At 60.2% G+C, this 12,642-nt stretch carries 13 protein-coding genes; 9 read left to right on the top strand and 4 right to left on the bottom strand.

The genetic code is table 11. From position 1 onward, the window contains the following. Window positions 1-4 precede the first annotated feature (4 nt). On the top strand, window positions 5-712 hold the full coding sequence (locus tag ACGRVM_RS16170; RefSeq protein ID WP_394624071.1) for a Crp/Fnr family transcriptional regulator: 708 nt from the start codon (window positions 5-7) through the stop codon (window positions 710-712). 10 nt (window positions 713-722) lie between these two features. Here the strand turns inward: ACGRVM_RS16170 and ACGRVM_RS16175 are convergent, their stop codons facing one another. Continuing rightward, on the bottom strand, window positions 723-947 hold the full coding sequence (locus ACGRVM_RS16175) for a DUF1858 domain-containing protein (RefSeq protein WP_377173273.1): 225 nt from the start codon (window positions 945-947) through the stop codon (window positions 723-725). 107 nt (window positions 948-1,054) lie between these two features. Here ACGRVM_RS16175 and ACGRVM_RS16180 point away from each other — a divergent pair, with 107 nt between their 5' ends. The 8 genes from ACGRVM_RS16180 (at window position 1,055) to ACGRVM_RS16215 (ending at window position 8,105) form a co-directional block, all read left to right on the top strand. Further along, complete coding sequence (locus ACGRVM_RS16180) at window positions 1,055-1,507, top strand: c-type cytochrome (protein WP_377173271.1); 453 nt, start codon at window positions 1,055-1,057, stop codon at window positions 1,505-1,507. Window positions 1,508-1,527: 20 nt separating this feature from the next. After that, window positions 1,528-2,877 (top strand): cbb3-type cytochrome c oxidase subunit I, encoded by a 1,350-nt coding sequence (locus ACGRVM_RS16185; protein WP_377173269.1) that lies wholly within the window; start codon window positions 1,528-1,530, stop codon window positions 2,875-2,877. 3 nt (window positions 2,878-2,880) lie between these two features. Continuing rightward, window positions 2,881-3,675, top strand: a complete 795-nt coding sequence (locus ACGRVM_RS16190) for a CbbQ/NirQ/NorQ/GpvN family protein (protein WP_377173267.1) — start codon at window positions 2,881-2,883, stop codon at window positions 3,673-3,675. A 5-nt stretch (window positions 3,676-3,680) separates the two neighbouring features. Beyond that, the gene (locus ACGRVM_RS16195; RefSeq protein ID WP_377173265.1) at window positions 3,681-5,564 is read left to right on the top strand and encodes a nitric oxide reductase activation protein NorD; all 1,884 of its coding nucleotides are present in this window, start codon (window positions 3,681-3,683) and stop codon (window positions 5,562-5,564) included. Window position 5,565: 1 nt separating this feature from the next. Then, entirely contained in the window at window positions 5,566-5,745 is a 180-nt protein-coding gene (locus ACGRVM_RS16200; protein ID WP_377173264.1) for a protein NnrT, read from the top strand. A 247-nt stretch (window positions 5,746-5,992) separates the two neighbouring features. Further along, entirely contained in the window at window positions 5,993-6,247 is a 255-nt protein-coding gene (locus ACGRVM_RS16205; protein WP_377173262.1) for a DUF6522 family protein, read from the top strand. A gap of 23 nt (window positions 6,248-6,270) precedes the next feature. Continuing rightward, window positions 6,271-7,428 (top strand): NnrS family protein, encoded by a 1,158-nt coding sequence (locus tag ACGRVM_RS16210; protein ID WP_377173259.1) that lies wholly within the window; start codon window positions 6,271-6,273, stop codon window positions 7,426-7,428. Window positions 7,429-7,436: 8 nt separating this feature from the next. Further along, on the top strand, window positions 7,437-8,105 hold the full coding sequence (locus ACGRVM_RS16215; protein WP_377173257.1) for an NnrU family protein: 669 nt from the start codon (window positions 7,437-7,439) through the stop codon (window positions 8,103-8,105). Window positions 8,106-8,583: 478 nt separating this feature from the next. Here ACGRVM_RS16215 and ACGRVM_RS16220 read toward each other — a convergent pair whose 3' ends face one another. The 3 genes from ACGRVM_RS16220 to ACGRVM_RS16230 form a co-directional block, all read right to left on the bottom strand. Beyond that, a complete protein-coding gene (locus ACGRVM_RS16220) occupies window positions 8,584-11,310 on the bottom strand; it encodes a relaxase/mobilization nuclease domain-containing protein (RefSeq protein ID WP_377173255.1) in 2,727 nt (908 codons plus the stop codon). Beyond that, window positions 11,307-11,678, bottom strand: coding sequence for a hypothetical protein (locus ACGRVM_RS16225; RefSeq protein ID WP_394624072.1), 372 nt, complete (start codon window positions 11,676-11,678; stop codon window positions 11,307-11,309). Before ACGRVM_RS16225 ends, ACGRVM_RS16220 begins: the two co-directional genes overlap by 4 nt. Window positions 11,679-12,076: 398 nt before the next feature. Continuing rightward, window positions 12,077-12,481 carry a hypothetical protein gene (locus ACGRVM_RS16230; RefSeq protein ID WP_377173252.1) on the bottom strand — a complete coding sequence of 135 codons (405 nt, stop codon included), beginning with the start codon at window positions 12,479-12,481 and terminating at the stop codon, window positions 12,077-12,079. Window positions 12,482-12,642: the final 161 nt, after the last annotated feature.

Genomic DNA, 12,642 nt, shown 5'->3' on the forward strand with positions numbered 1-12,642 from the left:
CCGAATGCTGCAAAAGAAAGTGCTCCCTCGCCTCGATGAGAGCCTACTTACGCACCTGCCGCCTTTCTCGCGGCTGGAGCGGCGGCAAATCCGCACGATCTTAGATCAGGCCACATCGCGGCGTTACGATCAGGGTGTCGCGATTTTCGACGAAGGCGCGCAGGCCGACAGGTTCTACATGTTACTGGACGGGTATGTGCGCGTGGTGCGTATAACGCCCACGGGCGAGCAGGTGACGTCCCTGCATATTCCCGCGGGGCAGCTGTTGGGCATTGCCAAGGCCATTGGGCGCGACAGCTATCCCGCGACGGCCCTGACAGCGACCGAGTCGATCGTGCTTAGCTGGCCGACACGCCTGTGGGAGACGTTCGTTCGGGAATATGATGGCTTCGCCACCGAAACCTACAAGACGCTGGGCCACCGCGTGGGCGAAATGAACACGCGCATCGTTGAGTTGGCGACTCAGCAGGTCGAGCAGCGGGTGGCAAATGCGCTTTTGCGTCTCATCAACCAGACGGGTCGCAAGGTCGAGGGTGGGATCGAGATCGATTTCCCAATCACGCGGCAGGACCTTTCGGAATTGACGGCCACCACCTTGCACACTGTTAGCCGTCTGCTCAGCGGTTGGGAAAAGCGCGGGCTGGTCGAAAGCAAGCGCAAGCGCATCAAGGTGACAAACCCCCACGCCCTTGTCGTGCTAAGCCAAGGCTAGGCCCGCCGCCTCAGCGCGACACCGCATCGAACAACTCGGCCCGAAAACGCGCCTCATCGAGACCGTATTCGACACACGCATCCAGCACGGTATGGAACGGGGCGATCAGACAGCCTACGCAAAGCATTCCGTGGCGAATAAATACAGGCAATGTTTGCGGCCAGTATTTCATCAGATCCGCGAGCGGCAGGTCAGGGTCATCGAGTTGCGGTGCAGACATAAAGCTGTCCTCCATCGTCTCTGCTTAAACGAGGGACTGCGCAGAACTTTGTGCTGGCGCAAACTTGGACGGGTGCGCACCTCCTAGGGATGGAGCCATCCCGAATCCAAGGAGCCGGCAAAATGGCTGAATTTCTGACGAAGTCGCGGGCGCGCAACATTTTCTATGGAGGCTCGATCTTCTTCGTCGTGGTCTTCATAGGGATGACCGTCCACTCACATAAATACGTGGTAGATGTCTCAACCGCGGGCATGGATTTGTCCGAAGAAGTGATCCACGGCAAACACGTTTGGGAACGCGAATCCTGCATCAACTGCCACTCGTTACATGGCGAGGGTGCTTATTTCGCTCCCGAGCTTGGCAACGTGATGACGCGCTGGGGCGTCCAAGATAATCCAAACGCAGCGTTCGAGACGCTAAAGGGTTGGATCGAAGGCCAGCCCAGTGGCATCGAGGGGCGTCGCCAAATGCCCGAATACAACTTCACCGACGAAGAAATGCGCGCTCTGAGCGAGTTTTTGCGCTGGGCCGATCAGACAGACACGCAGGGTTGGCCGCCCAATGACGCCGGCTGAGGCGCAGGAAAGGACAAGTCATGAAATATCAAACTCAAAAAGTGGCCCTCTGGTACTTCCTAGCGGCCCTCGCGCTCTTCGGCATTCAGGTCATCGGCGGGCTGCTGGCGGGTTGGATCTACGTCTCGCCCAACTTTCTGTCGGAAATTCTGCCGTTCAACGTGATCCGCATGATCCACACGAACGCGCTGATCGTCTGGTTGCTGCTGGGCTTTTTCGGCGCGGCATATTTCCTCATTCCCGAGGAAAGCGAGCGCGAGATCTATTCAGTCAAGCTGGCCTACATTCAGCTGATCATTCTCGTCGTCGGCACGCTTGGTGCGGTTGGCAGCTACCTTGTCGGCATCCATGGCGGGCGCGAATTTCTGGAGCAACCGCTTTGGGTCAAGTTCGGCATTCTCGTGGCGGCACTGATTTTTCTCTTCAACATCTCGATGACGGTGCTGGCGGGCAAGAAAACGGCAATCACCAACGTGCTCCTGATGGGTCTGTGGCTTTTGTCGCTGCTCTGGGTTTTCGCCTTTATTAACCCCGACAACCTCAGCCTTGATAAGATGTACTGGTGGTTCGTCGTCCATCTCTGGGTCGAAGCCACCTGGGAGCTGGTCATGGCGTCGATCCTCGCGTTCCTCCTCCTCAAGCTGACGGGCGTCGACCGCGAGGTGGTGGAGAAATGGCTTTATGTGATCGTTGCCACCGCGCTTTTCAGCGGCATCCTTGGCACCGGCCACCACTTCTACTGGATCGGTCTGCCAGGATACTGGCAGTGGGTCGGCTCCATCTTCTCGACCTTCGAGGTCATCCCCTTCTTCCTGATGATGTCCTTTGCCTTCGTCATGGTTTGGAAGGGCCGCAAGAACCATCCGAACAAGGCCGCGCTTCTGTGGTCGCTCGGCTCGTCCACCGTCGCCTTCTTCGGCGCGGGTGTCTGGGGCTTCCTGCACACGCTGCACGGCGTGAATTTCTACAGCCACGGCACGCAGATCACCGCAGCCCATGGGCACCTGTCGTTCTACGGCGCCTATGTGGCCCTCAACCTTGCGATGTTCACCTACGCGATGCCGATGCTGAAGAACCGCGCCCCCTATAATCAAGTGCTCAACATGGCCTCCTTCTGGCTGATGACGGGCGGTATGGCGTTCATGACCTTCGTCCTGACCTTCGCGGGCACCATCCAGACGCATATGCAGCGCGTCATCGGTGATTACTACATGACGGTGCAGGACGATCTGGCGATCTTCTACCTGATGCGCTTCGGCGCGGGGGCCGCAGTGGTGATCGGTGCGCTGCTCTACATCTATTCGATGCTGGTCGTACGCAATCGCGAGGTGATCGAGCCCGGTCCCGCCAACCCTGTTCCCGGAGAGTAAGCCATGAATATCGCAACAACACCCAAACTGCCTTTCTACAAGGCAACCGGCCGCGAGTGCGAGCTCTTCGAGACGGCCGATGATAACGGTTTGCCCCTTCTTTTGAAGGGGCCGACCGGCTGCGGCAAAACCCGCTTTGTCGAGCATATGGCCGCCCGCATGGGCAAGCCCCTCTATACCGTCGCCTGCCATGACGATCTGTCGGCGGCGGACCTGATCGGGCGCTATCTTCTCAAGGGTGGCGAGACGGTCTGGGTCGATGGGCCGCTGACCCGCGCGGTGCGGACTGGCGGCATCTGCTATCTCGACGAGGTGGTCGAGGCGCGCAAGGACGTGACCGTGGTGCTGCACCCTCTGACCGACACGCGCCGCACTCTGATGATCGACCGCACCGGCGAAGAGCTGGTCGCGCCCAAGGGCTTCATGCTGGTGGCCAGCTATAACCCCGGCTACCAGAACGTGCTGAAACGGCTGAAACCGTCGACGCGCCAGCGGTTCCTGTCGATCAGCTTCGACTTCCCGCTACCCGAGACCGAGATCGCCGTCGTCGCGTCCGAAAGCGGGCTGGAGCCGGGCCGCGTTGCGCCTCTGGTGCGGCTCGCCGGGCATATCCGCCGCCTGTCGGGCATGGACCTCGAAGAGGGCGTATCGACCCGCCTCCTGATTTACGCCGCGACCTTGATGGCCTCCGGCATGGGCGTGGATCAGGCGTTGGAGGCGGCGGTGATCGAGCCGCTGAGCGATGAGCCCGACACGCAGCAGGCGCTGCGCGATCTTGTCTCGACCATATACGGATAGACCCTATGCACCTTCTCGATCTGATGGAGCCGGAAGAGACCGTTGGCAAGGTTTGGCATGACATGGCCAGCGGGATCGGCGCGGACGTCAGCTATCCCGAGGCGGGCGTCACGCTCGCCTCGGTCCGGTCCAGCCTCGCGGTGCTCTTTCGCTCGCTGGGCGGCGCGCCCGGGGTCGAGCTCAATGAGGCAGCGGCGACGGTGGTGCAGCATCGCCAGCCCTTGCGCCGCAAGCTCGGCGCGGATCGGGACCGCGAATGGGTGGCGAGCTTCGATGGCGAGCGGCTGTCGCTGCCGCCCGTCATTGCCGCGTTTCCCGATGCGGTGCTAAACCGCGCGGCCTATTTCTGGCTGACCGCATTGGCGGGTGTGACCGATGTGGCGAGGCTCGATCTGGCGGGCAAAGGTCCGGCGCAGGATTGCGCCCAGATCCGTGCCAATGCCGCCGCGTCTGATGTGGCCTATGCCGCTTGCCCCGGATTGCGTCACGCCTATGCGCAGATGGCGCAATACTGCGTCAGGGCGCGGCCAGACGTCATGCGCCCCGCGCAGGAGGCCGCGCTTGAGGCGGCCATTCGCGATCAGCTTTGCGGCGGCGCGCCGGTTCTGACCAGCGCGCCCGCGCCGCGCGGCTACATGCCGATCGCCCCCGTTCCCATATGGCTGCGGCTGAAGGTTCCCGGCGCCGGTAATGCGGCCAACGATGCGCCGGCCGATCCGGCAGCACCCCCGCCCAATGCGGCCCATACCAGCCGCAAGCTGGGCGCGCGCAAGGATCAGGAGCAGCAGAACCGCAAGGACAGCTTCATCATCCACCGGTTCGAGTCGATCCTGTCCTGGGTCGAGTCGATGAACATCAACCGCAGCGTCGATGACGACGATGACGAGAACGCGCAGAAGGCGGCGGATGATCAGGACGAGATCACCCTGTCCAAACAGGACCGCAAGGCCGCGACGCGCCTGCGCCTGCATCTGGACCTGTCGCCCAGCGATGCCGATCACGAGGCGCTGGCGGGCATTCACACCTTCCCCGAGTGGAATTACCGTAGCCGCAGCTACATGGAGGCGCATTGCCGCGTTCTGGAAGCGCCCGCGCAACCGGGCGGCACCCGTTTCGTGCCGGACGCGCGCCGGATGCGCGAGGTGCGCCGCCAGTTCGATGCGCTGCGCCCGCGCCGCATCCTGCAGCCGCGTCAGGTGGACGGCCCCGAGCTGGACCTGGATGCCCTGCTGACGGCGCGGGCAGATCTGGCCGCCACCGGGCGCGGCTCGGACCGAATCTGGCAATCCGCGCGTCAGATGGAGCGCGACCTGTCTGTCGCATTCCTGATCGACACCTCCCGCTCGACCGAGGCCAGTATCGGCGACACATCGGTGATCGAGGTCGCGCGCGAGGCGATGGCCGCGCTGGCGGGCGGCATCGACGCGGCCGGGGACCGGCTGGGCATCTGGGGGTTTTCGTCGCTGCGCCGGGACCGCGTGTTCCTGACCCGCTGCAAGGCATTCGACGTGCCCTTAAGCGACGAGATCACCGCTAATATCGGCGCGCTCAAACCCGGCCATTATACCCGCCTTGGTGCCGCGATCCGCCATGTCGGCGCGCAGTTGGCCGAGGAGCCGAGCGCGCGCAAGCTGCTGATCGTGCTCACGGATGGCAAGCCCAATGATCTGGACCATTACGAGGGCCAGCACGGGATCGAGGACAGCCATATGGCCGTGCGCGAAGCGCGCAATGCCGGCCAAAGCCTGCACGGCATCGTCATCGACGAGGACGGGCAGGACTGGTTTGCCCGCATCTTCGGGCGCGGGGGTTTTACCCTGCTGCCGAATCCCGCGCGCCTGACGCGCGCTTTACCCGACATCTACCGCTCACTCACACAGGAGACATGACATGCGCGGATTACTCATTGTTGCCGCTGCCTATCTGATGGCATCCCCGGCCCTTTCCGAAGGTTTTGATCGGCCCATCCCGCAGGCGCAATCGGCCACCGCCGAATTCTGGTTCGCCATGGGCAGCATCGGCCTGATCATCGCACTTATCTTGGTCCAGCGGCTGGTGGCGCGGCGATGACCCACGAGGGGGCGCAGCGCCGGGGATGGTCCACGCGGAAAATCGCCCTCGCGCTCTATCCGTTCGGCGCAGGGGCAGCGGCGGTGAATGTCTTTTTCGCCTCGCTTATCTTCAGCTGGGCAGGCGGCCCCATCGCCTCAACAGCATGGTCGCTGGCTTTGGGCGGTTTGATCGGCGCGCCGGCCACATGGTATTTCGCCAGCCACATCCGCCACCTGATGGACAGGGCGGACGCAAGGAGCGCAACATGAAAGTTCAGATAAAAGATGGCCAACCGGTGATCGATGCCGAGGATCTCGCGCCGCTGCTGGGACTGACGGCCGCCGAGGTGCAGGCCAAGATGCGCACCAAGGAAATCACGACCCGCTTTGAGACGGGGGTCGGTGAGGACGCGGGCCGTATCCGTCTGACATTTCTATATCAAACCAAGAAACTGCGTTTGACCTGCCTTGAGGATGGAACAGTTCTCAAGACGGCGCGCATCACGATTGGAGATCGCTAGTGGCACGATCATCGGCAGAGCAAATGCGTGCGTGGACTGGCCCCGCGCTTTTCAGTTTCGGGTTTCGGCCTTTCTTCCTTTTCGGAGCCATCTGGGCGTTTCTGGCCATGATCGTCTGGCTCGCGGCGTTCACCGGCCTCGTCGATCTGCCGTCGCGGTTTGATCCGGTTTCATGGCACGCGCATGAATTTCTCTTCGGGTATCTCGGTGCGGTTCTCGCAGGCTTCCTCTTGACGGCGGTGCCGAACTGGACCGGGCGCTTGCCAATGGTCGGCTGGCGACTGGCCGTGCTCTTCGCCCTCTGGGTCGCTGGCCGGGCTGCGGTAGTTTTCTCGGCCGACCTTCCCGCCGCTGCCGCGCCGGCCATCGATCTCGCCTTTCCGCTCGTCCTTGGCGCGCTGATCCTACGCGAGATCGTGGCGGGCAGGAATTGGCGCAACCTGATGGTGCTCGGGTTGCTGGCCGTCTTCAGCTGCGCCAATGCGCTGTTTCATGTCGAAGCGTTGCGCGGCGATTACGCGGCGCAAGGGATGGGGCTGCGCCTTGGCCTTGCCACGGCCGTCATGATGATCGCCGTGATCGGCGGACGGATCGTTCCCTCCTTCACCCGCAACTGGCTTGCCCGCTCGGAAACCGCTGCGCGGCCCGCCCCGCCGATGCAACGGTTCGACAAGCTCGTCCTTGTTGCCACCCTTGCGATACTGGCGCTCTGGGTCGTGCAGCCATTCGAGCGTCTGACTGGAGCGGCGCTAATCTGCATGGGGGCGCTGCACCTTGCGCGGCAGCTGCGCTGGCAGGGCCACCGGACGCTGGCCGAGCCGCTGGTGTCGGTTCTGCACGCGTCTTATGCGTTTATTCCGCTCGGTGCGCTGGCACTCGGCCTTGATATCGTCACCGGCAGGTCCGGCGTGGCCGATGCGCAGCATCTGTGGATGGCCGGCGCGATCGGGGCCATGACGCTCGCGGTGATGACGCGCGCAACGCTTGGTCACACGGGCCGCGACTTAACGGCGAACCGGGCCACCAACGCGATCTATCTATGTCTCTTCGGCGCGGTGTTCACCCGCCTTTTGACCCCGGTCTGGGCCGGGATGATCTCTGTCGCCGGCCTTCTGTGGCTTGCGGCTTTCCTTGGGTTCGTCCTTGCATACGGGCCGGCTTTGCTGCGCCCGAAGCCGTAGGTGCCGGGATGAGTTGGACGGGCTTCGTTTTTGTATTCACAGCGTTTTTCGCCACGCATTCGGTCCCGCTTCGCCCCAACATCAAATCGGGCTTGGCTGCACTAATCGGAGCGCGCGGATTTTCATTGGCCTATTCGGTCCTGTCTCTCGGGATGCTGACCTTGCTGATCTGGTCGGCGGGACGTGCGCCACACGTTGAGCTCTGGCCGCCAATGCCTTGGCATCGCCATGCCGTGCATCTGGGTATGCTGGGTACCTGCCTCATTCTCGCGCTGAGCGTCGGCAGACCAAACCCGCTTTCTTTCGGAGGCGCCCGTAACGCTGTGTTCGATCCGGCGCATCCGGGCATCGTACGCATCTTTCGCCACCCCGTCCTCGCCGGCCTTGCGCTCTGGGCCGGGTTACACCTGCTGCCGAACGGCGACTTGGCACATGTTTTGCTATTCAGCATTCTTGCGGGGTTCGCCATCGCTGGCCGTGCCCTGATTGATCGCCGCAAAAGGCGCGAAATGGGTGATGCTCGTTGGATCGAACTGAAATCGGTGATTTCCAAAGCGCCTTTTATTTCGAAGCCGAGGTCATGGATGAGTCTTGCGCTGCGCATAATGGCTGGCATTGTGGCATTCGCGGCGCTCCTCTTTTTACATCCCTTCGTGATCGGCGTCCCGGTTGTGTGAGCGTGTGTCGTGCCATATTAGCAGACTTAATTGCCCTCTTATCTAATATGATTGCCGGTAATTTCGGGTTGCTAAACCCTCAATCTGAGTGGCTCGCTCTGATTTTTCTACAAAAGGTTTTCGCTAATTCTTTGAGTTGAATGTTAAGCATAGCTTCAACTAGTCCAAAAATAGAAGCATATATACTAGGTTTATTTATTTGACAGAACTTTGAAATTGAAGTGCAAACAATATCTAGATTCAGAGATGATTTTTAATTTGTTGAAATTGAAAAAATTCTTACCCAGCTTTTTCGTGTAGGGGTGAGCGTTCTGCGTGATATAAAGTCGATTAATACACTATATTTTGTCCACCGGAAAGCCTGTAAGTGAGCGTTCATTTCAACGCCGTGAAGGCTTCATAGGTCGAGGAGATGCGTGATAGGGCGGGACGACCCCGCACATGATGTGACCTCCTGTGGCTCCCCGCGGTCTTTGCGTTACCAGAAGCTGGGCCCGCTGTCGGTCGATGGCAACGGCTGTGAGGGAGGTTCCTCACTCACGAAACTTCCGTCATTCTCCATCGCCGATGACCCTGTATATTCGGTTTTCATCTTCTCGGGACCGGTGCCGACGGATTTCGAGGCACCCAAAACGTCGAGCCAATCCTTGCAGGTCTGACGCGCACCTTCGATACGCGACGGAGGAGCAAGGCGCTCGGACGCAGGAAAGAGCGCGCGGAGCTTATCGGCGAGCAGGTCTCCGGCCGCATCGTTGTCGAAGCCGGACAGCACCGTCTTGCCCGTTCCGTAAGCGCGCAGCGCTGCTACCGAGCGTGGACCAAATCCGCCCCCCGTGCTGACGTAGATCGTGTCGTGACGCTCCTCCATTTCAGCAAGGGCGAGTGCATCCAGGCCGCTTTCAAGGACCACCATCCGGGTAGCGGAGGCCAGATCGCCAAGCACGTTGGCAGATTTATGGCCGCCCTTCGCGAAACGAGCCGCATTCTTCTCGCCGTTCCGCTCCCAACGCTGCTCGAAGCCTTGGATGTCACCGCTCACCGGGTTTCGGTGAGCGAAGTAGATCCCGCCGAAGGCGCCGGCCCTGACGTCGTTGCGGAACCGAAGAAGCGTCTTGCGGTCGATGCCGCGCGCTTCTGCATAGGAACGCCGATCCTCGATATACCGCGCCTCCTCCCAGCGACGCCGCGCGTCGGTATGATCTCCTCGGATGTCAGAAAGCGTGTCAGGGGCGCTCGCTACCGGACCGAATGTGCCGCCCATGATCTCGCGGAAGGCCGCACGTGCATGTCCCAAGTTGCGGCCAGGATTATCGCAGAGCCAAAGATCGATCACCGACCCGCTCTGGCCTGATTTGTTCGATGTCCAAAGCCACTTGTCCTCGACAAGGCTTGCTTTCAGCGTGTCGCCGCCGCGTTGGAATATCCGGAATTTGGCTCCATGCCGGTCCGAGCTGTCCGGATGCGTGCGAGACACATCAGACCAGCCCCCCATGCCCGCAATGAACCCGATATCGACACGTTTCATCTCCTCGATCTCGGCATGGTCATTGGCGCGAAGCTGCCGAGCGATCCGGCGATGACCTCTCTTGTCCATGCTCGCAGTGTCCGGTGCGGGCTGGGGGTTGGAGACGGTCCTCATGTCCGGCAAAGACCGGAGCCTCGTATCCCGCTCCTCGAGTTTCATTCGGCGGGACTTGGTTGGGCCGTCGCCTCCGCCGACATCATCTTGAATGGCCTTGGCGTGCATGCGGATACTTGATGCAAGCTGCGCTTTCCAAGCTCGTACGCGTTTGTTTTCGGCTATTTTCTCACCCCGACCCACGAGACCGACCAGATGGTGCTGCTGCATGGTCGCGGTTGCACGTGCGAGAGGGGTTTGCGCTCTTCGCGCCTCTTCCCACATTTCATCAGCGATGACTTGCACCTCGGACGGCACCCCGGCCACCCGGAGACCAGCTCGAGCGCATTCGAGCGCCATCCGCCGGACGAATTCAGGTGATCCCAGAGGACGCACCGAGGTCCAGCCCTTGGCCTTCGCCATCGCGATCAATGTGGGCCGAGTCTCTTGCGTGCTCCGCGAGGTCGACAGGCGCGAGCCGTAATCCACGATCGAGGAGCCGTCGGCGAAGGTGATCCGTGGTGGCTTGTCGGCAAGCGCCACGAAGCGAATGGCTTCGGCAACCCTCGCGTCAATGTGGATGTCGGTGTAGACCCGGCGCAGGAGCGTCAGTTTGAAGGCCGATGCTTTGGAGGCCTTTGCGCTCGCTTCGGACATCGTCCCGATCAAGGCCGCGACCTCGACATGGTCCCGTCGAGGGGCGAGCAGATGGCTCGTCTCCGGCTCGCGGAATGGCCCGAAAGCGGCCTCCATGTTCGAGATGCTGAACCTCGATCCGAAAGCCGATGCCTTGGCGTGCTCGCTGGACCCGATGATCCGGACCCGCGCGCCGGAGCCTGATTTGCAGTATGTCAGTCCATAGCCTCCTAGCGCGATATGAAGCTCATCCCAGCTCGATGCATTCCTGACCAAGACCGCAAACTTCTTTCTCAGAGGATCGGGAATGCCATGCTCGAACGTCTCGAAACCCGTCGACTTTTCGAATTTCATGTCGCCCGAGGATTTCGCTCTTTTTCCTGCAGCGCGCTGGATCTTCTTCTTTTCCCATATCTCAGGACTCGTTTTGAGCCTCGCGATCCTTCGACCGTTTTTCTCGATCACATCGAAATCGAACCGGCCGCGGTCATGGGGCCATCCATTGTCGAGCTCCATCTGCCGGCATGCCAGTTCGGCTTTCTGCATGTCGTTCGATTTCGACCATACACGACCGGTCAGCGGATGGACCACGTTGGTAATCGCATGCACGTGCAAGCGGCCCGCATCGTGGTGTGTTCCGATCACAGCCTGATGCTCCGCGAGACCCAGCGCGCGAAGCAGTCTTGTCATGGCGAAAAGCATCGCGTCATCGCCGACGCGCTCTTGGTCATGCCAGCTTAAAACAAGATGATAGTATGGCTTCTGGACACGCTCCGACAACTCGGTTGTTAAAACCATCTCATCGGCCGCATCCTGCCAGCGGGACGTCGAAAGGTTCCGGCAGACTACTTTTTTGGCTTTGCCGCAGATGTATAGAATACCCGGAGCGAAGGCATCGCGATCGCCTCCTGTTCCCTTCTCGCCTTCCTTCCCGATTATCTTGCAGATCACCTCCGCAGAGCCTCGCGGATCTCGTTCCCGGTCTGCAAGATTGCGGCCCGAGCCGCCTTTATGATGTTCACCTCTTCCGGACTGAGGTGCGCCATCCTTCCCGAAATTGTTGCCCGCGCGATCTGAGTGAGGCTGGCGTTGATCTTTCCAAGATGTCCAAGGCTCTGCACGGCCACCTTTCTTGTCGCCAGATCAGGCGAGATCTCGCCCGATACAAAGGCGGCCAAGTAATCACGATGATCGAGATATCCAGCCTTCTGCGCTCTCTCGATGAAGTCTGCCATCACCTCTTCGGTGACACGCTTGTATATCTGATGTTTCGCGCGCCGTTTATCTGATCTCGGCTTGCCATCACGAGCTTTTACCATTCCATCTTCTCGTATGATCAATTCGTACTTAGTGGATATGTTCTCAGTGGGGTTCAGTGCTTAATCGTCGATTTTCTCCCCTACTGCCCTGAAGCTGACCGCGCCGACGCCATTGGGCGGAGAAGGGGTCAGTGAGAAGCCTTTCTGGACTTGCTTCAGGAAGCCTTGCTTCCAGCCGGTTTCCCCATTTCATCACCCGACCTTTGCGCTCACTGATTGCCGTAAGTGTCGGTCTAAAAGTTACGAGGCGTTGAAGCGTTGGTTGCTGACGCCTGTACTCCCGCATTGATCTTTCTCCACAGGAATGTTCCCCGTTGTTCGACTGTCGATGCCAGAGACGATGCGGAAGCTAGCTTTAACTCTTTGTCTTCTGATTCTCCGGAGCGGATGCAGAAGGTTCACTCCGGGTCATCAGGCCAAAGCTCATTCGGCTCAAATGCCATTACCGAAGGCTTGGTTTCCTTCCGCCGACTCGCTGCGTTTGCGAGAGCTTCCTTAGTAATGGTGGCGAGCGACTTCCTATCCTCAATCGGAAGCCTGGCCTTGGAGGAGCCGAGCTTCAGGTCCTTCTGCGCATCATGCCAATATTTCTTGAACGTCGCTTCCGACAGTTTTGCGTTTTCGGGCAGCTTGGCCTTAACGATTTCATGGAGAGCCGAGAGCTTGGCGCCCGCTTTCAACCGCTCGTGAATGATGGGTGCCAGTTCATAAACGATCTCTTTCGAATTGTATTCCTGATGCTCTGGCTTGTAGATCTTGAGCTCCTTGCGGATCTCTTCGAGTTCCTTTTTGGTAATTCCCACTCTGCGCTTCCTTAGATTGTAGTTGTTCTCTAAACGTTCATTTGGTGTCGAATTTTCGTTTCTGCAACAATTTCGTGTCTCTGTTTCCAAAATGCGGAACCTTGCTCCTAGCAGGGTATGGGGACGGCAAGCCGTCCCCCCGAGGGCGCAAGCGCCCCGGC

The organism is Roseovarius aquimarinus (genome assembly GCF_043661195.1).
Taxonomy (GTDB): Bacteria; Pseudomonadota; Alphaproteobacteria; order Rhodobacterales; family Rhodobacteraceae; genus Roseovarius; species Roseovarius aquimarinus.

Coding starts and splice junctions, on each gene's coding strand:
- ACGRVM_RS16170 (WP_394624071.1), top strand. CDS start 5: ATGCTGCAAAAGAAAGTGCTCCCTCGCCTCGATGAGAGCCTACTTACG.
- ACGRVM_RS16175 (WP_377173273.1), bottom strand. CDS start 947: ATGGAGGACAGCTTTATGTCTGCACCGCAACTCGATGACCCTGACCTG.
- ACGRVM_RS16180 (WP_377173271.1), top strand. CDS start 1,055: ATGGCTGAATTTCTGACGAAGTCGCGGGCGCGCAACATTTTCTATGGA.
- ACGRVM_RS16185 (WP_377173269.1), top strand. CDS start 1,528: ATGAAATATCAAACTCAAAAAGTGGCCCTCTGGTACTTCCTAGCGGCC.
- ACGRVM_RS16190 (WP_377173267.1), top strand. CDS start 2,881: ATGAATATCGCAACAACACCCAAACTGCCTTTCTACAAGGCAACCGGC.
- ACGRVM_RS16195 (WP_377173265.1), top strand. CDS start 3,681: ATGCACCTTCTCGATCTGATGGAGCCGGAAGAGACCGTTGGCAAGGTT.
- ACGRVM_RS16200 (WP_377173264.1), top strand. CDS start 5,566: ATGCGCGGATTACTCATTGTTGCCGCTGCCTATCTGATGGCATCCCCG.
- ACGRVM_RS16205 (WP_377173262.1), top strand. CDS start 5,993: ATGAAAGTTCAGATAAAAGATGGCCAACCGGTGATCGATGCCGAGGAT.
- ACGRVM_RS16210 (WP_377173259.1), top strand. CDS start 6,271: ATGCGTGCGTGGACTGGCCCCGCGCTTTTCAGTTTCGGGTTTCGGCCT.
- ACGRVM_RS16215 (WP_377173257.1), top strand. CDS start 7,437: ATGAGTTGGACGGGCTTCGTTTTTGTATTCACAGCGTTTTTCGCCACG.
- ACGRVM_RS16225 (WP_394624072.1), bottom strand. CDS start 11,678: ATGGTAAAAGCTCGTGATGGCAAGCCGAGATCAGATAAACGGCGCGCG.